Consider the following 20,654-nt stretch of genomic DNA (forward strand, 5'->3'; position numbering starts at 1 on the left):
ATCTCGTGCAGGGCAGGAACACCAGGGCAGCAACCTGATGCTGAATTGCAAAATTTCGCAATTGGTTAGATGCTGTGTTGGCTGTGCTCGCAGGTAGCCGCGGACGCAGCCTTTCGCGTCCGCCCCCGGGGCGGGGCTCGTAGGGGAAGCCGAGGGGTCGTGTCCGTTCCGCTGTATCAGGCCAAGGCCGAGTTCTTCCGGATGCTCGGGCATCCCGTACGGATACGGGTGCTGGAGCTGCTCCAGGACGGGCCGACGCCGGTGCGGGAGCTGCTCGCCGCCATCGAGGTGGAGCCCTCTAGCCTGTCGCAGCAGCTGGCGGTGCTCCGACGATCCGGGATCGTCACCTCGGCTCGGGAGGGTGCGACCGTCGTCTACGAGCTGGCCGGCGGGGACGTGGCCGACCTGATGAAGGCCGCGCGGCGGATCCTGACCGAGATGCTGTCCGGGCAGGGCGAGCTGCTCGCCGAGCTGCGGGAAGCGGAGGTCGCTGCCCGATGACCTCGCGGATCAGCCGGGTCTGGGCCCGGATCGCGGCGCTGCTGCCTGCCCGCGCCGACCTGACGGAGATGCGCCGCGAACCGCGTCGGGACCTGCTGGCCGGGCTGACCGTGGCCGTCGTGGCGCTGCCGCTCGCCCTAGGGTTCGGCGTCTCCTCCGGCCTGGGAGCGGAGGCGGGCCTGGCGACCGCGGTGGTCGCGGGCGCGCTCGCCGCGCTCTTCGGGGGATCGAATCTGCAGGTGTCGGGGCCGACCGGCGCCATGACGGTGGTCCTCGTCCCCATCGTGGGCGAGTACGGGCCGACCGGTGTCCTCACGGTCAGTCTGATGGCCGGCGTCATGCTCATCGCCCTCGCCACGCTCAAATCCGGGCGCTACATGCAGTACATCCCCGCGCCCGTCGTCGAGGGCTTCACGCTGGGCATCGCCTGCGTGATCGGCCTGCAGCAGGTCCCGAATGTGCTCGGCGTGCCCAAGCCCGAGGGCGACCGGGTGCTGGTGGTGACCTGGCTGGCTATCGAGGAGTTCGCCAAGTCCCCGAACTGGACCGCCGTCGGCTTCGCGGTCGCGGTGGCCGCGGTCATGCTGGTCGGGGCGCGGTGGCGGCCGACCGTTCCGTTCTCCATCCTGGCCGTGATCGCCGCGACGGTGGTCGCGCAGGCGGCCGGTCTGGATGCCGCCAAGCCGATCGGTGCCCTGCCTTCCGGTCTCCCCGCACCCTCCCTCTCCTTCCTCGACGTCGGCTCCTTGGGCAGCCTGCTTGCCCCGGCGGTGGCGGTCGCGGCCCTGGCCGCCCTGGAGTCCCTGCTGTCCGCCTCGGTCGCCGACGGCATGACGGTCGGGCAGAAGCACGACCCCGACCGCGAGTTGTTCGGCCAGGGGCTTGCGAACATTGCCGCGCCGCTGTTCGGCGGGGTACCGGCGACCGGCGCGATCGCCCGCACCGCGGTCAACGTCCGCACCGGCGCGAGCTCCCGGCTCGCCGCCCTCACCCACGCCGCAATCCTCGCCGCGATCGTCTTCGCGGCGGCACCCCTGGTCTCGAAGATCCCGCTTGCCGCGCTCGCCGGCGTCCTGCTGGCCACCGCGATCCGCATGGTCGAGGTCGGCTCGCTGAAGGCAATGGCGAAAGCCACTCGCTCCGACGCGCTGATCCTCGTCCTCACCGCCGTGGCGACGCTGGCCCTGGACCTTGTGTTCGCCGTGATCATCGGCCTCGTCGTGGCGGGCGCCCTCGCCCTGCGCGCAGTCGCCAAGCAGGCCCGCTTCGACCAAGTGCCGCTCGACCGGGGCGACCACAGTGCCGAGGAACATGCCCTGCTCGCCGAGCACATCGTCGCGTACCGCATCGACGGGCCCCTGTTCTTCGCCGCAGCCCACCGCTTCCTGCTGGAACTGGCCGAGGTCGCCGACGTCCGCGTCGTGATCCTGCGCATGTCACGGGTGTCGACCATGGACGCCACCGGCGCCCTCGTCCTCAAGGACGCCGTGGAGAAGCTGCACCGGCGCGGCATCCTCGTTCTGGCCTCCGGCGTACGCCCGGGCCAGCGCCAGGTCCTGGACTCGGTCGGCGCACTGGACCTGCTGCGTCACGGGGGCCGGGAGTACGCCACTACCCCCGAGGCGATCCGGGCCGCCCGCGACCACCTGGAGACGGCCGGAGTCCTGCCCACCCTGCCCGCACAGAAGCAGCCCCGAACCTCCAGCGAGGAAGCCCTCCGATGAGCACTCCCCCCGCCGCCCTCCGCATGGTCGAGGTCTCCGGGGCGGAGGCCCTGTGGCTGCTGGAAGGCAGCAGCCTGGGACGACTGGTGTACATGCAACGGGACCTGACCGTGGTGCGGCCCGCCCGCCATGTGTGGGAATACGGCCGTCTGGTCGTGCGTACGCCTGCCCCGGCCGCGGCGGTGCCCGCGACGGCGACTTACCACGTGGACGAGATCCGTGTCGTGGCCGGCACCGGTTGGACGGTCGCGGTCTCGGGTCCCGCCGAAGTGATCACAGACCCTGACGAGGCTGCGCACTACGGGCGCACCCTTTCCGGCTGGAGCCACGGACCGCACGACACCCTGCTGCGGATCCACCCCAAGACCGTCGTCGGCTTCCGCCTCGCCCGCGCGGAGGCGTGATGTCCGCGCCACTCGAAGCCCTGCCCCACCGGCACGTGCTCACGCTGCCCAGCGAACCGTCCGCCGTCCGCCTCGCCCGCGAGACCGCCGAGCGGGCCCTCGTCGAATGGGGCGTCGGCCTGCGGCATTCGGCCGTCGGCCCGGCGCTGCTGATCCTGAGCGAGCTGGTCACCAACAGCGTCCGGCACGCCGCCGTCGTCTCCCCGCAGCTCACGGTGATCTACGCGGCGGGCCCGGACTGCCTGGCCTTCGCCGTACACGACCGCCACCCCTACCAGCCTGCGCTGTACAGCGCGGTCACCGGCACCGAGGTGGGTGGCCTGGCCACCGTCATGGAGCTCCTCCTCGGCCTCGGCGGCACCGCGGTCGTCCGCACGGACGCCGACGGCCGCGGCAAGAGCATCTGGATCACCCTCCCTCTCTGACCGGACCGCAGCCCCCGACCGGCCACCCGCACAAGGAAGTTCAGCCCCATGACCATCGACTGGCGCTACACCGTCGAGGAGAACCTCGGCATCCTCTCCGTCGCCGGATACCTCGGCCCGGACGCCGTCCACCGCTTCACCGGTGCGGTCGGCTGGGCCCTGGCCCGCGGCACCGGACCGGTCATCGTCGACCTGACCGAGCTGCGCAGCTGGTCGACCGAGGGCCAGCTGGCCATCATCGAGGCAGCGCGCCGCCTCGCGGAAGCCGGCCGCAGTCTGGAACTGGCTGCCATCCCCGCCGACGGATCCCTCGTCCCGGAGGGGGACTGCCCGCTCATCCCGGTTCACCCCGACCTGGCAGCCGCGCTTGCCGCGCACAGCGCCGGGCGTGGGGAGCAGGCGGAGGGGCGCCACGAGTGGCGCACGACGGGATGGCCGGCTGGAGGTCAGGCCGGCGAGTGATCCCCGGCTCATCCGGTCCAGGGAGAGCAGCACCAGACTGCGGCGCACGACGCACAGGGTCCCTGCCTGCTCGAGTGCTGTCGCGAGCTCGGGGATGTCCGTGCACAGCGACCACGGGGCGCTGCCGTGACTCAACCTCAGCATCGCTCTCGGTACCGGTCCGCTCGGCGGCGGTGGCGGACCCGTTCGGCAGTCCGTAGCCCGGCCGGGATCGAGTTCACGCCGGACAGTTCGACGGAGCCGGCTCTGGAGACTGTCGTCGCTGCCTCGGGACCGACGCTTCGCTCGGTGTGGACCGGCACGGCTGATCCCGGCGGCGCTGTCTCCCTTTTGCGTGGCCCGTTGGAGCCGCTCGTGGTCAGGATGGTTCTGCCGCTCAGTTCTCGCCCGTATCACGCATGAGGGCGGTGACGGCGGCTGAGGTGACGGCGGGAGTCAGGCCGGGGTGATCGAGCGGGGGCAGGGTCTGGCCTGGTTGCGTCTGCTCGATGAGGGCGCGGACGGCCGCGATGCGGGCGTGGGCGGTGATGGGCTTGCCGGTGGTGACTGCGGCGGCCAGCAGGCCGGGAAGGGCGTGCAGGGGCCGGGGGCCGGTGGTGGCCGTGGCGAAGGGCGGGGGTGTTTCGGGGCGCGCGTGGAGGACGGGTATGCCGGGCGGAGGGGCGATCAGGCCGAACAGGTCGATGATCAGGTCCGTGCGGTCGGCCAGCTGGTGGAGGGGCTGGATTCCCTGGGCGAGGGGGTCGTAGAGCGTGAGGTCGGTGATGCCGCTGGCAATGAGGAGTCCGCCCAGGTCGCCGCCGCGATTGGGGGACACACAGACCACACGGGCCTGCCGCATGTCGATGTCGTGCCGGCGCAGCGTGGTGTATGCCGCGGCGGCCGTGGCGATGGCCAGACCGTCATTGATGGAGTCCAGCAGCAGGACGGGGCAGTGGGCCAGGGCGGCCCGAGCGGCATGGACGTGGTCGAGGCGAGTGTGGATGAAGACGGCTGCGATGACACCGGGGGCGAGTAGGCGCACAGCGGCGGCCAGGTCCCCGGCACTGTCGGTGGCGACGGGCAGGGGCAGGATGTCCAGGCCCGTGGTGCGGCGCAGGTGGACCGCCTGGGATTCCACCGCTGGCAGGGCGGCGGAGGCGGGCAGGTGCTCGAAGTCCAGGACCGCGCTCGCGTCGGACATGAGAGCTACCCGGTGTGCGCGGCCGGTGTAGCGGTTGATGTGTTCGGGGTGGTCGACCAGGTGCCTGATCACCCGGCGGTCGGCGTCCGCATCCAGCAGCGCGACGTCGTGGTCGCTGGCTGTCGAGGCGCGGATGCTCTGGCTGAGCTTGCCGGTGGAGGCGGTGGCGAAGACCAGGTCCTCGCACAGGAGGAGGTCTGCGCCCAGGCGGTCCCGCAGAGCGCCGGTGAGCCACGACAGTGTCGAGCCGCTGTCGGCGTCCAGCAGCACGCGGTGCGCGCCAGTGACATCCGGCGGACATGGCTGGGTGCTGACGGTGCCCGGTGCCTCCGCGGCGATCGCTTCCACAGCGGATCGGGCTTGTGCGGGGACGTGGATGCGGATGCTGAAGGCCGGATTCGCGCTGGCAGGGGGTGTGGTGGGCAAGAGGGGCGGCTTTCTGTGTGTGAAGCGGCTACGGCGACAGCGTCCCATGGGCACGGCATACGGCAGCGTGCACGGTCCATAGGGACCACAGGAGAGACACCGCCCGATCATCCGGGGGCGAAGGCGCCGTCGCCGTCCCGTACGGGCACGACCGCGCAGGTGTCCTCCTCGGCGGCGATCGCCACGTCCTCGACGAAACACATCGCGGCCAGCTGACGGCCGGAGGAGCTGGCCGCGACCGCGTGGGCGAGGTCGGCGGTGCCTTCGCAGGCTGCCTTCGCGGCGGCTGCCTCCGGGGAGATCGGGCCCGCCCCCTGGGAGTTCAGCTCCGACACGAGGGCGCCCGCGCCGAGCAGGTCCTCCAGGGCCGGGCGCAGGCTCCTGTCTGGCCACCGCTCGCCCGCCGCGATCACGCAACGGGATGGTCGGGGGTGCCGTAACCGTGGGCGGTGAGCCAGCCGCCGACGGCGGTGACATTGCGAAGACAGGCGGCGACCAGGCGCACATCGCGTGGCGCGGCGGCGCAGATGGCGGCGCCGTTGGGGGAGGGCAGAACCAGGCGGGCGACGAAAGGTGCCTGACGCAGGTGAGCGGGCGAGAGCGACCAGGGCGTGGCGGGTGTGACGTCAGCCCGGTGGACAGCCAGACGTGCGCCGGACTGGCGGGCGTAGGCCGCGGCGGCCTTCTCGATACCGGCCTGCTCGACGGCGGTGGCGGGCCGCTCGGGCCACCGGAAGGGAAGGACCCGCGTGCCCTTCCCGCAGGCGACGCTCACTGCCGTGGTGAACGACAGGACGTCTACCACGACCAGACAGGCCGCCTCGCTGGCCAGACGGTCGGCTCCGACAGGTCCCCACTCGAAGCGGACCCCGGTACCGGACTGCGTGGGCCAGTCGTCCATCAGCCACCCCCCTCTTGTGCGTCAGCCCTGACTGGTCCCCGGGACGGGCTGTACGGCACGGCCGCCGAAGGACAGCTTCAGTAGGCGGGCGCTGCCGCAGCGCGGGCAGTTGCCGTCCGAGCCGACGGCGGTAGGGCGGCACTTGAGGCGGCAGGCGGGGCACTTGAGCCAGGTGACGCCGTTGCCGCGTAGCGGGGTGATCCTCACGCAATCCTCCTCACAGGACCTCAGGAGTTGCTAATGTTAGCAATTCCTGAGGTCATCACTGCTGGATTCGGCGGCTCGGATCCTCGTACTCGGGTTCGGCGCCGCCGGTCCCGCAGGCGAGGATGGGCCGCATGTTTGTGACGAGTGGGTGGATGCGATGCTCCGAGGCCCGGCCGGTGGGGCCGTGCTGTTGTGTCGGGGAGGCGACGGCACGATGAGTACGCCGCTGTATCAACTGAAGGCCGAGTTCTTCAAGACGCTCGGCCATCCGGCACGCATTCGGGTCCTGGAGCTGCTGAGCGAGCGCGAGCACGCGGTCGCCGAGATGCTGCCCGAGGTCGGTATCGAGCCCGCGCACCTGTCCCAGCAGCTCGCCGTACTGCGCAGGGCGAATCTGGTCGTGACCCGCAAGGAGGGCTCGACCGTCTACTACTCGCTGACCAGCCCGCACGTCGCGGAACTCCTACGCGTTGCCCGCACGATCCTCTCCGGCGTGCTGGCCGGCCAGGCTGAACTGCTCGCCGACCTGCAGGCCGCGCAGGGGGAGGCGAAGCCGCCGTCCTAGCGACGGCCCTCGATCGGCGGCCGCCTCCTGAGAGATGGACAGCACTCTGCGGAAGCGGGAGGCGGCCGTCTTCACCAGAAGTCTCCATAAATGCAATGCAGTGCAAAGCGTCGGAAAAGTGCCGTAACTCCACTCGCGGGATGGCCTGTTGGTCACCTGCGGACAGTCCTCACCGTCTCAGGGAGGGTTCATGGGCTTGTTGCGCTAGATCCGCACCACCGGGAGGGTGGCCGAGCCCGCGCCGTCGCGCCCAGCTGGCGATGTCCCTCAGAAGGCACGCGAGTTCGGCGGGTCCGTGCAGGTGCGGTGCGTGGACGCAGGCTCCTGCCAACGGCTGCGAGATCGAGATCGCGGCGGCCTTCAACCCCGTGTACGACGCCGAGCGGTACGGCGCCCGGCTGGTGGCCTCGCCCCGACACGCGGACGTGGCGCTGGTGACCGGGCCGGTGACGCGGAACATGGCCGAGCCGCTGCGGCGCACGGTCGCCGCGATGGGCGAGCCGCGGCTGGTGGTCGCGGTGGGGGACTGCGCGATCAACTGCGGTGAGTTCGCGGGCGGTTACGGCGTCGAGGGAGCCGTCGCCGATGTCGTACCGGTGGATCTGGCCGTGCCCGGGTGCCCGCCGGAGCCGGGGGAGATCGTGGCGGCCCTGCGGAGAGTGACCGGACGGTAAGTGCGATTCCGGCCGCCCTCGCGACGGCCACCGGGCTCGGTGGCGCGGGCGCGCTGGCCGGCCTCGGACTGCCGTACCGGGGCCGCATCCCCGTCGTCGGAGTCCTGACGGCAGGTGTGGGGGTGGCGGGCGGCACGGCGGGTGTGGCTGCACTGGGCGGAAGCCGCTGGGCAGCCGGATATCCCGGGCTCCTGCCGCTGGCCGGGGTGCATGTCGGCGTGGATGCGCCGGCGGGTCTGTTCCTGGCGGTGGCGGGGGCCGTCGTAGTCGCGGTCGCCGTGTACGGCATCGGCTACGCGGCCGGGCACGGACCGCACGGGCTCGGCTCGCGTACGGCGCAGGCGGTGCTGCCGCTGTTCGTGCTCAGCCTGGTGTTGGTGCCCGTAGCGGCGTCGGTGTCCACCTTCCTGGTGCTGTGGGAGCTGATGGCGCTCGCCTCGCTGCTGCTGGTCCTCGCCGAACACAGGGAACGGGCCTCGGTGCGGCAGGCCGGCGTCTGGTACGCAGTGATGACGCACCTTGGCCTGGTGCTGCTGCTCGCCGGGTTCGCGCTGTTCGCCGCGCGGGCGGGCGGGGAGACCTTCGCCGCACTGCGAGCGGGCGCGGACGGAGTGTCGCCGACGCTGCGGGGGCTGGTGTTCGTGCTGGTCGCGGCGGCGTTCACGTCCAAGGCGGGCGCGGTGCCGCTGCACGCCTGGCTGCCGCGCGCGCATCCCGAAGCGCCCAGCCCTGTCTCGGCGCTGATGAGCGCCGCCATGGTGAACCTCGGCATCTACGGCCTGGCCCGCACCGGCCTCGACCTGCTCGGCGGCGGCCCGGCGTGGTGGTGGCTGGGGCTGATGGCGCTCGGCGGGGCCAGCGCGGTGTACGGGATTCTGCAGGCGGCGATGGCCTCCGACCTGAAGCGGCTGCTGGCGTACTCGACGAGCGAGAACATGGGCCTGGTCCTGATCGGGGTGGGGGCGTCCGGGCTGTTCGGCGCCTACGACGACCGGCCGCTGGCCGCACTGGCGCTGGCGGCGGCCCTGCTCCACGTGGTCAACCACGCGGCGTTCAAGGCCCTGCTGTTCTGCGCCGCCGGGTCGGTGCTGTGGGCGACCGGCCTGCGGGACCTCGACCGGCTGGGCGGGCTGCGGGCACGTATGCCGGTCACCGCCGGGCTGTTCGCGCTCGCCGCACTCGGGGCCGTGGCACTGCCGCCCGGCAACGGGTTCATCAGCGAGTGGCTGTTGCTGCAGTCCCTGATCCACGGATTCCAGGTACCGGGTGTCGCCGTGGCGGTCGTGCTTCCGCTGTCGGTGGCGCTGATCGCCCTGTCGGCGGGCATTGCCGCGGCGGCGTTCGTCAAGGCGCTGGGCGTGGGCTTCTTCGCGCGCCCTCGAAGTGAGCAGGCCGCCACGGCCAAGGAAGCACCCAGGCTCATGCTCGCCGGGATGGGCCTGCTCGCGGCCCTGTGTGCGGCACTGGCTTTGGTGCCCGGCCTGCTGGGCGATGGTCTGGACCGGGCCGTGGCCGCGACCGGTCTGCCGGGCAGGGGTGCGGTGTCGGGCGGCGGGCTGAAAGTGCGACTCGCTGACATTTCCGCGTCGCCGTCACCGCTGTGGGTGGCCGCCCTCACCGTGGTGCTCGCGCTGGCCGCTGGGCTTCCCCGGCTGTACGGACGCAGGCGACGCCGCGAGAACGCCCGGCTGTGGGACTGCGGCGGCGGGGCGCCGACGGCGCGCATGGCCTATACGGCGACCTCGTTCGCGGAACCGTTGCAGCGGGTCTTCGACGACGTCCTCGCGCCCGAGCAGGACGTGGATGTCACCCCTGCGCGAGTCGTCGTACCTGGTGGAAAGGGTGCGCTTCCAGCGCCGGGTGCCCGACCGGATCGAACACCGGCTGTACGAGCCGGTCCTGCGGGCCCTGGCCGTACGGGGCAAGCCGCCCGGAGGCTGGCGGGTGGCAGCGTGCACGTCTATCTCGGCTACGGCTTCGTCGGCCTAGTCGTAGTGCTGTTGGCGTTGGCGGTGGGCTGGTGAGAGCGAACAGATGAGCGCTGTCGGATACGCGGCCGTCGTTGGCCAGGTGGTGGTGGTTGGCGCTGGTGCGCCGCTGCTGACCGGGTGGATGCGGCAGGTGCGGGCCCGGCTGGAGGGCCGGGCCGGGGCCGGGGTGCTCCAGCCCTGGCGGGACGCCCGCAAGCTGCTGCGCAAGGAACCGATCACCCCCGTCGGCACCGGGCCCGCTTTTCGCATCGCGCCGGCGCTGCTGGTCGCCACCACGGTGGTCGCGGCCGCGCTCGTACCGCTGCTGTCCACCCACACCCCGGTGAGCGGTCATGCGGACCTCATCGTGGTCGTGGCACTGATCGCGCTGGGCACCCTGGCCTTCGCCCTGGCCGGCCTCGACACCGGCACCGCGTTCGGCGGGATGGGCGCCTCCCGGGAGATGACGGTGGCCGCGCTGGTGGAGCCGACCATCCTGCTGTCGGTGTTCGCCCTCTCGATACCGGCCGGGACGACCAACATCCCGACCATCGTGAACGGCGCCGTCAACGAACCGGCCCGCCTCGCCTCCCCGGCCGGTCTGCTGGCCACGGCCGCGCTCGCGGTCGCGGTTCTCGCGGAGACCGGGCGGATCCCGGTGGACAACCCCTCCACCCACCTCGAACTCACCATGATCCACGAGGCGATGGTGCTGGAGTACGCGGGCCCCGACCTGGCCCTGGTCGAACTCGGCGCCCAGATGCGGCTCACCCTGCTGCTCGGGCTGCTGTCCTCGCTGTTTGTGCCGTGGGGCATCGCCACCAGCGCCTCGTGGACCGCGCTCGTGGTGGCCCTCGTCCTGTTCGCGGCGAAGGTCACGCTGCTGGGCGCCGTGCTGGCGGCGGCCGAGGTGTTCTGGGCCAAGGTGCGGCTGTTCAGGGTGCCCGAACTGCTCGCCGGGTCCTTCCTGTTGGCGCTGCTCACGGTGACCGCTTCCTACTTCCTGAGCGGAGTGTCATGAGCGAGGGCCTGTACGTCCAGCTCCTGGACCTGGCCGCCGGTGCCTTCCTGCTCGCGGCGGTCGTCGTGCTGTGGCGGCGCGAACTGGCCGCGATCGTCCGGGTGTTCGCCTTGCAGGGCGTCGCGCTCGCCGTGATCGCCGTCCTGCTCGGCGCGCACGAGGAACGGTGGGACCTGATCGCCATCGGCGTCGGGATCGGACTGCTGAGGGCCGGCGTCCTGCCGTACTTGATGCGCCGCGCCCTGGCCGCGCCCACCGCCGACCGTGTGCACAGAGAGGAGGTGCGGGAGACACAGCCGCTGGTCAACGTCGCCGCCTCGCTGCTGACCGCGGCGATGCTGACGCTCCTTGCCTACGCGGTGAGCCGGCCCCTGACGGAACTGAACCCCACTCCTGCCACCCGTGCGTTGCCCGTGGGCCTCGCCGTCGTCCTGATCGGCTTCTTCGTCCTGGTCACCCGCAGGCGGGCGTCGGCCCAGGTGGTCAGCTTCCTGCTGCTGGACAACGGCATCACCGCCACCGCGTTCCTCGCCACCTCCGGAGTGCCGCTGATCGTCGAACTCGGCGTCTCCTTCGACGTACTCCTCGCCGTCCTGGTGCTGCAGATCCTCACCACCCGGATGCGGGAGGCGTTCGGCACCACCGACATCGACGACCTGCGGGAGCTGCACGACTGATGAGCCCTACTGCTTCCGCGCTGCTCCTCACCGCGCCCGCCGCCGCACCGCTGCTGGTCGCCGGGGCGTACGCACTGGCCGCACTCAGTACGCGCTCGACCGCCCCGGCATTCCTCACACCCCGTGTGTCCGCACGGGGCGCCGTCCTGGTGGCGGAGTCACCGGAGCCGGACGAGGCCCTGAAGCGGTATCCGGCAGCCTGGGCGGCTCTCGTCTCGCCCGTCGTGATCCTCGCCTGCGGAAGCCTGCTCGCGTCGGCCGTCATCACCAACGGCCCACGCGCGGCGTACTCCGGGCTCCTGCGCGCGGACGCGCTGACCGTGTGGATGCTGCTGGTGGTCGGCGCCGTCGCGCTGATCGCCTGCGGCTCCGCACCCGCGTATCTGGCAGGCGAGCTGGCCGCAGGACGGGCCACTGCCGAGACTCTGTGGCGCTACCACGTCCTCGTGCAGGCGTTCCTGGCTGCCATGTGCCTGGCGGTGGTGACCGCCAACCTCGGAGTGCTGTGGGTGGCCATCGAGGCGACCACCATCGTCACTGCGTTCCTGGTCGGCCACCGACGCACCCGCACCTCGGTGGAGGCCGCCTGGAAGTACATGGTGATCTGCTCGGCCGGGATTGCGCTCGCCTTCCTCGGCACGGTGCTGATCTACTACGCGGCCCGGCAGGCGGGCATCACCGAGGCGTGGGCAGTGGACTGGCCCACTCTCGTCGCCCGCGTCGACTGCTGCGCGGCGGAGTGGTCCCCGGCGGGGTGGCCCTGCGCGCGCTGCCCGATCCGGCCCGGCTGAAGGCGATCGGCGGGGACATCCGCGAGATCACCGCTCTCGCCCTCGGCCACTCCACCGTCCACGACCGGTTCACCGCCACGGCCATCCTCGGCGCCGATGCCGCCCGGACGATCGGCTGCCTTGGCTACGTCGCCCGCGCCAGCGGCCTGGCCGCTGACGCACGCCTCGCCCACCCCTTCACGCCTTACGACGACGCCGGCCTCGTCGTGCCCGTCCACGACAGCGGCGACGTCCTGGCCCGCTTCCTGGTCCGCGCTGAAGAAGTCGACGTATCCCTCGCACTGATCGGCCAGTTCGCCGACGGGCTGTCGGCCCCCAAGGCGCTGCTGGCACCCTCACCGGCACCCGGCGCGGGCCCAGCTACGGGGGTGGGCCTCGTGGAGGGCTGGCGGGGCACCATCGCAACTCGCATCGAACTCGCCCCCGACGGAACGCTCGCGCGGGTCAAGCCAGTCGATCCGTCGTTCTTCAACTGGCCTGCCCTGCCTGTGGCGTTGACGGACACGATCGTCCCGGACTTCCCGCTGACCAACAAGAGCTTCAACCTCTCCTACGCGGGCAACGACCTCTGACGGCCTCAGATGTCTCCCTGTACCAAGGCGTGCAGGTGCTCGTCGTGCCACCCGTCCTCGTGCAGCAGCGCACCGCGCATGGTGCCTTCGAAGGAGTAGCCGGCCTTCTCCGCAACGCGGCAGGACGCCGGGTTCGCGGTCGAGTGGCACAGGCGCAGACGGTGCAGGCCCAGGTCATCGAAGGCCCACGGGCTGAGCCGCTTGGTCGCCTCGACGACCACACCGCCGCCTCGTGCCGCGGGCAGAATCCAGTAGACGATCTCGGCGTTTCCGTCGTCCAGGTCGATGTCCCCCCATCCGATCAGGCCCAGGGCCCCGCCGCCATCCGCCCGTGCGATGGCTCAGATCGCAGCCTGCTCGGCCTGCCAGCGCCGGTGCAGGCGCTCGATCCTCTGGCGCGCGTGCTCCGGTGACTCCACGACCAGACGATTCCACAACCGGATGGCCGGATCCTGACCCGCGGCCACGAGGACGCTGGCGTCCTGGAACTCCCAGGGGCGCAGTTCCAGCCCACTGGCGAGGCCGAGTACCGGCTGCGGGCCGGATGCGCAACACGTGCCCCATCTCCGCGTCGATCCACGGCGTGAGCAGCCCCTGCCAGCGAGCCAGTTCGGCGGCATCGGCCACGCGAGTCGCCGTGCCGGTGGCCACGACACTCCACCCGGTCCGCGTCGCCGGGTCGATCTCGTACGCCACTACCTCGGACTGCAGCGCATGCCCCAGCAGCGCCGACCCGCCGTGGGTGCGGACGATGAATGTCGACCTCGGCCACGATGTGATTGACGGGCCTGATCGCGGGCAGTGCCTGATCGGTGAAGGCAACCCGCCCCAACTGCACAGTGCCCAGCAGCTTGAGGGCTTCCTCGCGGCTCAGCACGACCATGTGTGCGGAGGGCGCAGGTTTAGAGGGCATAGGGTTCACGTCAGCTCTCCCTCTACCGCCATGCGCCTGGCGTCGGCGAGCCAGAGCACCTCGACGTCGACGCCACACCCGCGGGCGTAGGCCACCAGGTTGGCCGTCGCATCCCGACTGTTCGACGGCGAGCCGTCCCAGACGGCCAGCAGGCGGCCACAGGCACGCAGCAGGCTCTCGTCCGCACCCATACAGGCACCGCGGTCGGCCGGGTCGTACTCCACCAGCCGCACCTGCTCCGACAGCAACAGCAACTCCCCGGCGGCCTTGTGGTCACACAAGTTCAGCATCGCGGGCACGCCGTTCTTCGAGGGCAGGACAGTCACCAGAGCCAGCCCGGCAGCACGCGCCGCCCTCCCGAAGACGACCGGCAGCCCCTGCCCGGCCCGCACCAGCCCGGCCTTGCCCGCCCGCGCGAAGTCGGCCATCCGCCGGCGCAGCTCCTCCTCCAGCATCGCTCGTCCGGGCCCCGCCACTGCTCCAATAGGTCGCACGGGCCGAAGCCAGGGCCGATCGGCCCTTTCGGAAGTGCCCCGCTACTTGTTGGCGTGCCCTCCCAGATAGAACAGCAGCATCACGAACCCAGCGATCAGATGTGTGCCGAAGATGTAGAAGAAGGCGCGCAGCGCGACGCCGCGCTCCTTCTGGCTTTCCGCGTCCCGGGGCTTGCCGTCCTTCGCGTCGCTCACCCCGTCAACTCCCGTCTCATTCAACCTGCCGTGCGTGCCTACAAGGGGATCTCGAACCGGACGAGGACGACCTTGCCGTTGTGCTCGACGGCCGCCTCGGCGCTCAGCTCCCCGTCGTAGTCAGCGGCCAGTTCGGCGACCATCCGGAGTCCGGCGCCCATGCCCTCAAGTGCCCTCAAGCGTGAGATCCGGAAGACGCGGCTCGGCATCCGCGACGCTGACGACCAGCTGGTCGCCGGCGACCGTTATCCCCACGTCCGTCAGCGGCGAGTGCGGGGCGTGCCGCAGCACGTTGGTGACCAGCTCACTCACCACGAGCAACACCGCGTCAGCGAAGGCTGACCGGGGGGCGATACCCGTCTCGGCGAAGTGCCCCGCCACCGCTTCCCGCGCCTCCCGCACCGCATCGGGCCCCACCCGCACGGATGCGACGTGCCGCTGCACTGACGGCAGAACGTGCTCGACGGCCGCGGCGGGCCTACCCCGGTTCCACAGCATCAGGAACCGGCGGGCGTCGCCCGTCACTGTGCCGGCTCCGTTCCGCGCAGCTCGGCGAGCAGGTCCTGCCGCCCTGTCAGCAGAACGGAGAGGATCCGCCGGGCTGCGGCCAGCAGCTCCGCCACATCGCCGTCGGCCAGCTCGTACATCACCGTCGACCCGGTGCGGGTCGCGGTCACGATCCCTGAACGGCGCAGCACGGCCAACTGCTGTGACAGGTTCGACGGTTCGACCTCGATCGCCGCCAGCAGATCGCGCACCGGCTTCGGACCGTCCAGCAACAGTTCCAGAACCCGGATCCGTACCGGATGTCCCAGCATCCTGAAAAACTCCGCCTTCGCCTCATAGAGGGGAACAGGCATCCGGATCACTCCCCTTCGACTTCTGCCTCGACCGGGCGACGTCGACCCCGTGACGCCGCGCCACCCGCACCGCATCGTCCAGCTCGTCCTGGGCGACTGCCACGGCATAGGTGTCCTCGGCCTCCAGCGCTGCTTCGAGAGCCACCCTTGCCTGACGCACCCGCTCCAGCAGTGCCTCGGCGAACACGGACCCGCCCATCCGGGCCTCCTCCTCGACGGCCGCACTCCACGGCAACTAGTGAATTGAAGAACTCTTCAAGAGTAGTGGGCGCCGCATGCCCCGGAATCCGTCGTGTCGACGTCCAGGCCGAGCCGTGAACCGTCGGCACGGGTTCAGGACGAGTCGATGCGGCAACTGCAACCGAAACTGCAGCCACGGAACGACGAAGGTTGATGGTGGACGATGCTGGACGGCTATGAATGCAGCCAGGACACACCCGCCTTGCGGCCGAGCTGGTGCGGGCGCGGGCGGGAGCGGTCCCGGCACACGGGGCACAATGCCGCCGCCTGCGCCGCGTCCTGCGCCCGCAGCGCTGGGGTGCCGCCTCAGCTCGGCGACCCGTCCGGGTCCAGCTCGTCGAAGAGCTCGACGAGGGTCGCGGCGCGGTCTGCGCCAGCCGCCCGCACCTGGTCGATCAGGGACGAGGTGAGGGGCAGGGGTGAGGAACCGCTGCGTTGTGATCCGGCTGGGGGCGGACCGGGCCGCCGGGCCGCCCCGTCGCTGCAGCGGGATCAGGCGCGGTAGCCCAGGACGGCCATCATCCCGGCCTCGCCGTGGTAGGCGTTGTGGCAGTGCAGCATCCACCGCCCGGGGTTGTCGGCGTCGAAGAGGACGGACACCGTCTTCTTCGGCAGCACGATCGCAGTGTCCTTGCGTGGGCCTTCGGTGCCCAGTTGGTAGGTGTGGCCGTGCAGGTGCATCGGGTGCCACATCGTGGTGGTGTTGACGAAGTCCAGCCGGACTCGTTGGCCCGTTTCGACGAGGATCGGACGGGCGTCCGGATCACTCATGTCGAACCGCTCGCCGTTGATGGCCCAGTTGTAGCGGTGCATGCCGCCGGTCAGTTCGATGCAGTGGACCCGGTCGGCCTTCTTCGACGTCAGCCGGACGTCATCGGTCGCCCGCAGTTGTGCGGCGGTGGGGATCTCCCCGTCCAGCTCCTTCGGCCGCACGCCCGTGCTCGGGGCAGCTCCGGAACCGGTGCGGACCAGGGCCATGCCCGTGGTGTTCTTGCCCTCGGCCAGCGCGACGAGCGGGAAGACGCCGTCGCCGAGAGTGACCAGGACGTCGTATCGCTCACCCATGCCGATCAGCAGGGCGTCCACCTGCCGATGCTCGACGGGGAACCCGTCGGTGTGGGTGATGGTCAGCCGGTGGCCGCCGAGCGCCACACGGTACGCCGTGTCACCGCCGGCGTTGATGATGCGCAGCCGGATCCGCTTGCCGGGCGTTCCCCGGTAGACGTCGGGGTCGGCGGCGACCCGTCCATTGACCAGGTGGTACGGGTACTTCACGTCTCCGGCGTCGCCGCCGAGCAGGTCGCTCGTGGCGCCCATCAGCCTGAACCTCATGGACATGCTGTCGGACGAGGGCGAAGCGGACGAGGACGACGAGCTGCTGTCCATCTCCATGCCGTCCATGGCGCCCATGCCATGCCCGCCCATGCCCTGGCGCAGTTCCGTGAAGACTTCGTCGGGCGTGCCGGTGACCCCGTCGACCCAGTCGTCCAGGACCACGACCCACTCGTCGTCGTACGACAGCGGCTCCCTGGGATCCTCGACGATCAGCGGCGCGTACAGGCCCCGGTCGAGCTGGACGCCTACGTGGGGGTGGAAGAAGTACGTTCCGGGAGCGTCGGCGATGAAGCGGTAGGTGAAGTTGGAACCCGCCCGTACGACGTTCTGAGTGACCGGGGGCGCGCCGTCCATGTCGTTGCGCAGGGCGATGCCGTGCCAGTGGAGGGAGGTGGAGGTCCTGCCCGGCAGCTGGTTGGAGAGTTCGGCGGCCAGGGTGTCGCCGGTGGAGACCCGGATCTCCTTGCCCGGGGTCCGTCCGCTGAACGCCCAGCTCCTGGCCGTGACTCGGCCGCCGAGGTCGAGCACGGCGGGCGCGGCGGTCAGGGTCACATTGCGCACCGTGCCGGTGCCGGCGCGCTTCTTCTCGGCGGCTGCCACCGCCGAGCCGGAGGGGCTGACCAAGGAGGGTGTGTTGCCGCTGCCGGGGCCGTTGGTGCAGGCGGCGAGCGCGCCCGCGCCCACGGCGCCGAGGCCGGCCAGCAGGACGGCGCGGCGGTTGATGGTGTTCAAGGCGTGACTCTCTTCTCGATGTGTCTGACGGGGTCGCCTGCGCGACGGCCGTCCGCGTGGGGGCACGCGGGCGACAGCCGCGGGTGCGACCTACAGCAGGAAGCGAGAGAGAACGGAAAGGTCGGGCGGCGCGCGGGTCGTCGTTCCGGGCACCTCACGGCCGATGACCGGTCCGAGTGCCGCACCCTTGTCGTAGTAGGGGCGGAGAGCGGTTGGCGGCACCAGATTCACCGTGTCGACGCCGACGGCAGAGCAGTGCTGTGTGGCCATGGTCGAGCAGGCGCCCTCGCCGCCGTCGGGGGTCGGGGCCTCGGGCGCCGAGACGGGCGTCGCCGCAGCCACGGGCATGCCCATGGCCGTCGTATCGCCCGTGTGCGGTGTCTGCCCCGTGTGCGGCATGGCGCTCGTGGTGGACGAGCCCAAGGCTGGTGCCGGTGCCCCGGTCGCCGTCTCGTGGTGCACGAGCAACGTGAGTGCTGCGAACAGCGCGATGACGACGGCACGCGTCCAGCGGCCGGCGCCGCCGTGTGCGCTGACCCGCCGGGCTCGGCGTGCCGTCATCGTTTCCAGGCCTTTCCGCTGTTGTGTCCCGTGCCCACTGTACCCCCGGGGGGTAGCAATGCGGGGCGACTCGGGTTCAGGGCTCATCAGGCCGGTGAGGGGTGTGCGGGAGTTCCACCGCCGAGGTTTCGTATCGATCCGGGTCGGCATCGTGGGCGGACGCGCAGCGGGCGGAGCAGAAGTGCAGGGCGCCGTGGGCGGTGTCCCGGTGTTCCGGTGGGGTGGCAGGGTCGACCTGCATGCCGCAGACCGGGTCGGTCACCGAGGGGGCGTGTGAATCCGTGTCGTCGGCGGCCGTCTCCGCCAACGGACGTACGGCCTTCGGCGCCACGGCGTCCGACAGTGACTCGGGGTGCCAGCGACGCAGCCGGGAGGCGTTGGTGACCACTGACAGGGAGGACAGGGCCATGGCCGCGGCGGCGATGATCGGGCTGAGGCGGATGCCCCACAGCGGGTAGAGGGCGCCGGCTGCGACAGGGATGCCGACGGCGTTGTAGACCAGCGCGAGGAACAGGTTCTGCTTGATGTTGCGCATGGTCGCCCGCGACAGCCGGATCGCGGTGACGACGCCGGACAGCGAGCCGGAGATGAGCGTGATGTCGGCGGCTTCGATCGCGACATCCGTGCCGGTGCCGATCGCGAGGCCAACGTCGGCCTGGGCCAGGGCGGGCGCGTCGTTGATACCGTCGCCGACCATGCCGACGGTGTGGCCCTCGCCCTGAAGGCGGCGGATCTCGTCGGTTTTGTGCTCCGGCAGAACCTCGGCCAGCACCCGCCGTACGCCGACCTGTTCGGCGATCGCGGCGGCGGTGCGGGCGTTGTCGCCGGTGAGGATGACCGTGCCGATGCCGAGGCGGTGCAGGGCGGCGATGGCCCGGACCGAGTCGTCCTTGACGGTGTCGGCCACGGCGAGCACGCCGGCCGACTGCCCGTCGACGGCGGCGAGGACGGGCGTCTTGCCCTCGGCCGAGAACTTCTCGGCCTGCCCGCGCAGGTGAGCGGTCTCGATACCGACGTCGGCGAGCAGCCGCGCCGTGCCCACTGTGACGGCCTTGCCGTTCACGGTGGCCTGGACGCCCTTGCCGGTGACGGAGTCGAAGGCCGACGCGGCGGGCGCGGTGAGGCCGCGCTCATGCGCGCCGGCGATGATCGCGGTGGCCAGCGGATGCTCACTGTCGGCCTCCGCGGCGGCCACCAGCGCAAGCAGTTCGTCCTCGGTGAAGCCGTCGGCGGGACGTACGTCGGTGAGAACCGGCTTGCCCGCGGTGACCGTGCCGGTCTTGTCCAGGACGACGGTGTCGAGCTTGTGGGCGGTTTCCAGGGCTTCGGCGGAGCGGATCAGGATGCCCGCCTGCGCGCCCTTGCCGGTGCCGACCATCACCGACAGCGGGGTGGCCAGGCCCAGTGCGCAGGGACAGGCGATGATGAGAACGGCGACCGCGGAGACCAACGCCAGCGTCAGGGCAGGCGAGGGGCCGACCGTGTACCAGAGGGCGAAGGCCGCGATGGCGATCGCGATGACGGCGGGTACGAAGTACGCCGAGATCGCGTCGGCCAGCCGCTGGATCGGCGCCTTGGACGCCTGGGCCTGCTGCACGAGCCGGATGATCTGCGCGAGCATCGTGTCGGCGCCGATCTTGGCAGCCCGCACGCGCAGGCTGCCCGTGGTGTTGACGGTGGCCCCGATGACGGTGTGCCCGGCGCGCTTGGTCACGGGCATCGGCTCCCCGGTGACCATCGACTCGTCGACCGACGACGACCCGGAGAGCACCTCGGCGTCGACGGGGATCTTCTCGCCGGGCCGGATGACGATCTCGTCGCCCACCACGACCTCGTCGACGGGGATCTCGGCCTCGCTGCCGTCCCTGATGACCCGGGCGGTACGGGCCTGGAGCCCGAGGAGTGCCCGGATGGCCTGGCCGGTGCCGGCCTTGGCGCGTGCCTCCAGCAGCCGCCCGAGCAGGATGAGGGTGAGGATGACGCCGACGGCCTCGAAGTAGACCTCGCGGACATCCTCCGGCAGCAGCCGGGGCGCCAGCGTGACCAGCAGGCTGTAACCGTAGGCTGCCGAAGTACCCAACGTGATCAGGGAGTTCATGTCGGCGCCGCGGTGCCGCAGGGTGAGCCAGCCGATGCGGTGGATGGGCCACCCCGTGTAGCACATCACTGGAGTGATCAGGGCCAGCTGCACCCAGTGGTTCAGCATCCAATCCGGCACCCAGCCGGCGCCGAAGAGCTCGTCGGCCATCACCGCGAACAGCACGGGCAGCGTGAGCACCGCGCCGACGGCGACCCGGCGGCCGAGGTCCCCGATCTCCGCGCGCCGCTCGGCGACCTCCGCTGCCTCGGCGTCGGCAGCGGACGTACGGTCGTCCGGTGCCGTGTCGTCCGCGGCGGCGAGTGCCTCGCCGCCGCCGAAGCCCTCGCCCGGGTCGACCACGAGCATGCCGTGGATCATGTTCATTCCGCAGGCGAACCCGAACGATCCCGCCCGCTCGGGCCGCAGCCGCACAGTGGTGCGCTGGTACCCGGGCAGTCCGGCGCTGACGCGCAGGTCGGGGAAGACGACTCGATTGGTGCATTCGCCGCTCTCCTGCCGGTCGAAGACCAGCTCCAGCGGCACCCCTTGCCGCACCCGGATCACGTCAGGGTTGTAGCCGCCCCGCACGGTCACCTCCACCCGCTGCACCCCGCCCTCGATCAGGGCGGTACGCGCGCGGCGCGGGCCGAAGAAGAACCAGCCCAACGCGACGACGAGTATGGCGGCCAGGGCTACCACGGCAATGTCGGCGGTATCCATGGCAGACCTTCTCTCGGTGGC

Annotated in this window: 26 protein-coding genes and 2 pseudogenes; 12 read left to right on the top strand and 16 right to left on the bottom strand. The window is 71.2% G+C overall.

Features of this window, described 5'->3' with window-relative positions:
• Nucleotides 1-159: 159 nt before the first annotated feature.
• Genes ACIA8X_RS31815 through ACIA8X_RS31835 form a run of 5 tightly spaced genes read left to right on the top strand, consistent with a single transcriptional unit; the run spans nucleotide 160 to nucleotide 3,516 of the window.
• A complete protein-coding gene (locus ACIA8X_RS31815; protein ID WP_393443980.1) occupies nucleotides 160-501 on the top strand; it encodes an ArsR/SmtB family transcription factor in 342 nt (113 codons plus the stop codon).
• Nucleotides 498-2,225: a SulP family inorganic anion transporter gene (locus tag ACIA8X_RS31820; protein WP_393443978.1), complete on the top strand. Its 1,728-nt coding sequence runs from the start codon at nucleotides 498-500 to the stop codon at nucleotides 2,223-2,225. Before ACIA8X_RS31815 ends, ACIA8X_RS31820 begins: the two co-directional genes overlap by 4 nt.
• Complete coding sequence (locus ACIA8X_RS31825) at nucleotides 2,222-2,629, top strand: pyridoxamine 5'-phosphate oxidase family protein (protein WP_393443976.1); 408 nt, start codon at nucleotides 2,222-2,224, stop codon at nucleotides 2,627-2,629. The genes ACIA8X_RS31820 and ACIA8X_RS31825 overlap by 4 nt, the downstream gene beginning before the upstream one ends.
• Entirely contained in the window at nucleotides 2,629-3,054 is a 426-nt protein-coding gene (locus tag ACIA8X_RS31830) for an ATP-binding protein (RefSeq protein ID WP_393443974.1), read from the top strand. The genes ACIA8X_RS31825 and ACIA8X_RS31830 overlap by 1 nt, the downstream gene beginning before the upstream one ends.
• 48 nt (nucleotides 3,055-3,102) lie before the next feature.
• The gene (locus tag ACIA8X_RS31835) at nucleotides 3,103-3,516 is read left to right on the top strand and encodes an STAS domain-containing protein (protein WP_393443972.1); all 414 of its coding nucleotides are present in this window, start codon (nucleotides 3,103-3,105) and stop codon (nucleotides 3,514-3,516) included.
• Nucleotides 3,517-3,892: 376 nt separating this feature from the next.
• Here the strand turns inward: ACIA8X_RS31835 and ACIA8X_RS31840 are convergent, their stop codons facing one another.
• From ACIA8X_RS31840 to ACIA8X_RS31855, 4 genes are all read right to left on the bottom strand, one after another.
• Entirely contained in the window at nucleotides 3,893-5,047 is a 1,155-nt protein-coding gene (locus ACIA8X_RS31840; protein WP_393443969.1) for a malic enzyme-like protein, read from the bottom strand.
• A gap of 185 nt (nucleotides 5,048-5,232) precedes the next feature.
• Nucleotides 5,233-5,538: a 2-phosphosulfolactate phosphatase gene (locus tag ACIA8X_RS31845; RefSeq protein ID WP_393443967.1), complete on the bottom strand. Its 306-nt coding sequence runs from the start codon at nucleotides 5,536-5,538 to the stop codon at nucleotides 5,233-5,235.
• A complete protein-coding gene (locus tag ACIA8X_RS31850) occupies nucleotides 5,535-6,026 on the bottom strand; it encodes a hypothetical protein (RefSeq protein ID WP_393443965.1) in 492 nt (163 codons plus the stop codon). The genes ACIA8X_RS31845 and ACIA8X_RS31850 overlap by 4 nt, the downstream gene beginning before the upstream one ends.
• 21 nt (nucleotides 6,027-6,047) lie before the next feature.
• On the bottom strand, nucleotides 6,048-6,233 hold the full coding sequence (locus ACIA8X_RS31855; RefSeq protein WP_393443963.1) for a hypothetical protein: 186 nt from the start codon (nucleotides 6,231-6,233) through the stop codon (nucleotides 6,048-6,050).
• Between the two features lie 214 nt (nucleotides 6,234-6,447).
• On the opposite strand from ACIA8X_RS31855, the gene ACIA8X_RS31860 reads away from it, so the two are divergent.
• The 7 genes from ACIA8X_RS31860 to ACIA8X_RS31890 all read left to right on the top strand — a co-directional run bounded on the left by ACIA8X_RS31860 (nucleotide 6,448) and on the right by ACIA8X_RS31890 (nucleotide 12,503).
• Nucleotides 6,448-6,798, top strand: a complete 351-nt coding sequence (locus tag ACIA8X_RS31860) for a metalloregulator ArsR/SmtB family transcription factor (RefSeq protein ID WP_048820334.1) — start codon at nucleotides 6,448-6,450, stop codon at nucleotides 6,796-6,798.
• A 260-nt stretch (nucleotides 6,799-7,058) separates the two neighbouring features.
• Complete coding sequence (locus ACIA8X_RS31865; RefSeq protein ID WP_393443961.1) at nucleotides 7,059-7,472, top strand: NADH-quinone oxidoreductase subunit B family protein; 414 nt, start codon at nucleotides 7,059-7,061, stop codon at nucleotides 7,470-7,472.
• A complete protein-coding gene (locus ACIA8X_RS31870) occupies nucleotides 7,415-9,496 on the top strand; it encodes a proton-conducting transporter membrane subunit (protein WP_393443958.1) in 2,082 nt (693 codons plus the stop codon). The genes ACIA8X_RS31865 and ACIA8X_RS31870 overlap by 58 nt, the downstream gene beginning before the upstream one ends.
• 10 nt (nucleotides 9,497-9,506) lie before the next feature.
• On the top strand, nucleotides 9,507-10,463 hold the full coding sequence (locus ACIA8X_RS31875) for a respiratory chain complex I subunit 1 family protein (protein WP_393443956.1): 957 nt from the start codon (nucleotides 9,507-9,509) through the stop codon (nucleotides 10,461-10,463).
• Entirely contained in the window at nucleotides 10,460-11,140 is a 681-nt protein-coding gene (locus ACIA8X_RS31880; RefSeq protein WP_399459723.1) for a hypothetical protein, read from the top strand. The genes ACIA8X_RS31875 and ACIA8X_RS31880 overlap by 4 nt, the downstream gene beginning before the upstream one ends.
• Nucleotides 11,140-11,931, top strand: a complete 792-nt coding sequence (locus tag ACIA8X_RS31885; RefSeq protein ID WP_393443950.1) for a hypothetical protein — start codon at nucleotides 11,140-11,142, stop codon at nucleotides 11,929-11,931. The genes ACIA8X_RS31880 and ACIA8X_RS31885 overlap by 1 nt, the downstream gene beginning before the upstream one ends.
• A complete protein-coding gene (locus ACIA8X_RS31890) occupies nucleotides 11,895-12,503 on the top strand; it encodes a hypothetical protein (protein ID WP_393443948.1) in 609 nt (202 codons plus the stop codon). Before ACIA8X_RS31885 ends, ACIA8X_RS31890 begins: the two co-directional genes overlap by 37 nt.
• A gap of 5 nt (nucleotides 12,504-12,508) precedes the next feature.
• Here the strand turns inward: ACIA8X_RS31890 and ACIA8X_RS31895 are convergent, their stop codons facing one another.
• From ACIA8X_RS31895 to ACIA8X_RS31950, 12 genes and pseudogenes are all read right to left on the bottom strand, one after another.
• Complete coding sequence (locus ACIA8X_RS31895; protein ID WP_393444377.1) at nucleotides 12,509-12,841, bottom strand: GNAT family N-acetyltransferase; 333 nt, start codon at nucleotides 12,839-12,841, stop codon at nucleotides 12,509-12,511.
• Nucleotides 12,842-13,094: 253 nt separating this feature from the next.
• Nucleotides 13,095-13,325 (bottom strand): annotated as a pseudogene (locus ACIA8X_RS31900) (pyridoxamine 5'-phosphate oxidase family protein); the annotation flags it as partial.
• Nucleotides 13,318-13,416 (bottom strand): annotated as a pseudogene (locus tag ACIA8X_RS31905) (pyridoxamine 5'-phosphate oxidase family protein); the annotation flags it as partial. The pseudogenes ACIA8X_RS31900 and ACIA8X_RS31905, both read right to left, overlap by 8 nt.
• Before the next feature lie 5 nt (nucleotides 13,417-13,421).
• Complete coding sequence (locus tag ACIA8X_RS31910; protein WP_393443945.1) at nucleotides 13,422-13,871, bottom strand: hypothetical protein; 450 nt, start codon at nucleotides 13,869-13,871, stop codon at nucleotides 13,422-13,424.
• An 81-nt stretch (nucleotides 13,872-13,952) separates the two neighbouring features.
• Nucleotides 13,953-14,105: a DUF6126 family protein gene (locus tag ACIA8X_RS31915; protein ID WP_393443943.1), complete on the bottom strand. Its 153-nt coding sequence runs from the start codon at nucleotides 14,103-14,105 to the stop codon at nucleotides 13,953-13,955.
• A gap of 38 nt (nucleotides 14,106-14,143) precedes the next feature.
• A complete protein-coding gene (locus tag ACIA8X_RS31920) occupies nucleotides 14,144-14,266 on the bottom strand; it encodes a hypothetical protein (RefSeq protein WP_393443941.1) in 123 nt (40 codons plus the stop codon).
• Between the two features lie 4 nt (nucleotides 14,267-14,270).
• Nucleotides 14,271-14,630 carry an ATP-binding protein gene (locus tag ACIA8X_RS31925; protein ID WP_393443940.1) on the bottom strand — a complete coding sequence of 120 codons (360 nt, stop codon included), beginning with the start codon at nucleotides 14,628-14,630 and terminating at the stop codon, nucleotides 14,271-14,273.
• Complete coding sequence (locus ACIA8X_RS31930; protein WP_393443937.1) at nucleotides 14,627-14,965, bottom strand: ArsR/SmtB family transcription factor; 339 nt, start codon at nucleotides 14,963-14,965, stop codon at nucleotides 14,627-14,629. The genes ACIA8X_RS31925 and ACIA8X_RS31930 overlap by 4 nt, the downstream gene beginning before the upstream one ends.
• Complete coding sequence (locus ACIA8X_RS31935; protein ID WP_393443935.1) at nucleotides 14,946-15,164, bottom strand: hypothetical protein; 219 nt, start codon at nucleotides 15,162-15,164, stop codon at nucleotides 14,946-14,948. The genes ACIA8X_RS31930 and ACIA8X_RS31935 overlap by 20 nt, the downstream gene beginning before the upstream one ends.
• 533 nt (nucleotides 15,165-15,697) lie before the next feature.
• Nucleotides 15,698-17,272, bottom strand: a complete 1,575-nt coding sequence (locus ACIA8X_RS31940; RefSeq protein WP_393443932.1) for a multicopper oxidase family protein — start codon at nucleotides 17,270-17,272, stop codon at nucleotides 15,698-15,700.
• A gap of 90 nt (nucleotides 17,273-17,362) precedes the next feature.
• The gene (locus ACIA8X_RS31945) at nucleotides 17,363-17,833 is read right to left on the bottom strand and encodes a hypothetical protein (protein ID WP_393443930.1); all 471 of its coding nucleotides are present in this window, start codon (nucleotides 17,831-17,833) and stop codon (nucleotides 17,363-17,365) included.
• Nucleotides 17,834-17,909: 76 nt separating this feature from the next.
• On the bottom strand, nucleotides 17,910-20,633 hold the full coding sequence (locus tag ACIA8X_RS31950) for a heavy metal translocating P-type ATPase (RefSeq protein WP_393443927.1): 2,724 nt from the start codon (nucleotides 20,631-20,633) through the stop codon (nucleotides 17,910-17,912).
• Nucleotides 20,634-20,654 lie beyond the last annotated feature (21 nt).

The organism is Streptomyces sp. NPDC051738 (genome assembly GCF_044453205.1).
Taxonomy (GTDB): Bacteria; Actinomycetota; Actinomycetes; order Streptomycetales; family Streptomycetaceae; genus Streptomyces.

What these genes read in the sequence shown, in the direction of transcription:
- ACIA8X_RS31820 (WP_393443978.1), top strand. Translation starts at nt 498, where the DNA reads ATGACCTCGCGGATCAGCCGGGTCTGGGCCCGGATCGCGGCGCTGCTG.
- ACIA8X_RS31825 (WP_393443976.1), top strand. Translation starts at nt 2,222, where the DNA reads ATGAGCACTCCCCCCGCCGCCCTCCGCATGGTCGAGGTCTCCGGGGCG.
- ACIA8X_RS31830 (WP_393443974.1), top strand. Translation starts at nt 2,629, where the DNA reads ATGTCCGCGCCACTCGAAGCCCTGCCCCACCGGCACGTGCTCACGCTG.
- ACIA8X_RS31835 (WP_393443972.1), top strand. Translation starts at nt 3,103, where the DNA reads ATGACCATCGACTGGCGCTACACCGTCGAGGAGAACCTCGGCATCCTC.
- ACIA8X_RS31850 (WP_393443965.1), bottom strand. Translation starts at nt 6,026, where the DNA reads ATGGACGACTGGCCCACGCAGTCCGGTACCGGGGTCCGCTTCGAGTGG.
- ACIA8X_RS31860 (WP_048820334.1), top strand. Translation starts at nt 6,448, where the DNA reads ATGAGTACGCCGCTGTATCAACTGAAGGCCGAGTTCTTCAAGACGCTC.
- ACIA8X_RS31865 (WP_393443961.1), top strand. Translation starts at nt 7,059, where the DNA reads ATGTCCCTCAGAAGGCACGCGAGTTCGGCGGGTCCGTGCAGGTGCGGT.
- ACIA8X_RS31875 (WP_393443956.1), top strand. Translation starts at nt 9,507, where the DNA reads ATGAGCGCTGTCGGATACGCGGCCGTCGTTGGCCAGGTGGTGGTGGTT.
- ACIA8X_RS31880 (WP_399459723.1), top strand. Translation starts at nt 10,460, where the DNA reads ATGAGCGAGGGCCTGTACGTCCAGCTCCTGGACCTGGCCGCCGGTGCC.
- ACIA8X_RS31885 (WP_393443950.1), top strand. Translation starts at nt 11,140, where the DNA reads ATGAGCCCTACTGCTTCCGCGCTGCTCCTCACCGCGCCCGCCGCCGCA.
- ACIA8X_RS31910 (WP_393443945.1), bottom strand. Translation starts at nt 13,871, where the DNA reads ATGCTGGAGGAGGAGCTGCGCCGGCGGATGGCCGACTTCGCGCGGGCG.
- ACIA8X_RS31920 (WP_393443941.1), bottom strand. Translation starts at nt 14,266, where the DNA reads ATGGGCGCCGGACTCCGGATGGTCGCCGAACTGGCCGCTGACTACGAC.
- ACIA8X_RS31930 (WP_393443937.1), bottom strand. Translation starts at nt 14,965, where the DNA reads ATGCCTGTTCCCCTCTATGAGGCGAAGGCGGAGTTTTTCAGGATGCTG.
- ACIA8X_RS31935 (WP_393443935.1), bottom strand. Translation starts at nt 15,164, where the DNA reads ATGGGCGGGTCCGTGTTCGCCGAGGCACTGCTGGAGCGGGTGCGTCAG.
- ACIA8X_RS31945 (WP_393443930.1), bottom strand. Translation starts at nt 17,833, where the DNA reads ATGACGGCACGCCGAGCCCGGCGGGTCAGCGCACACGGCGGCGCCGGC.
- ACIA8X_RS31950 (WP_393443927.1), bottom strand. Translation starts at nt 20,633, where the DNA reads ATGGATACCGCCGACATTGCCGTGGTAGCCCTGGCCGCCATACTCGTC.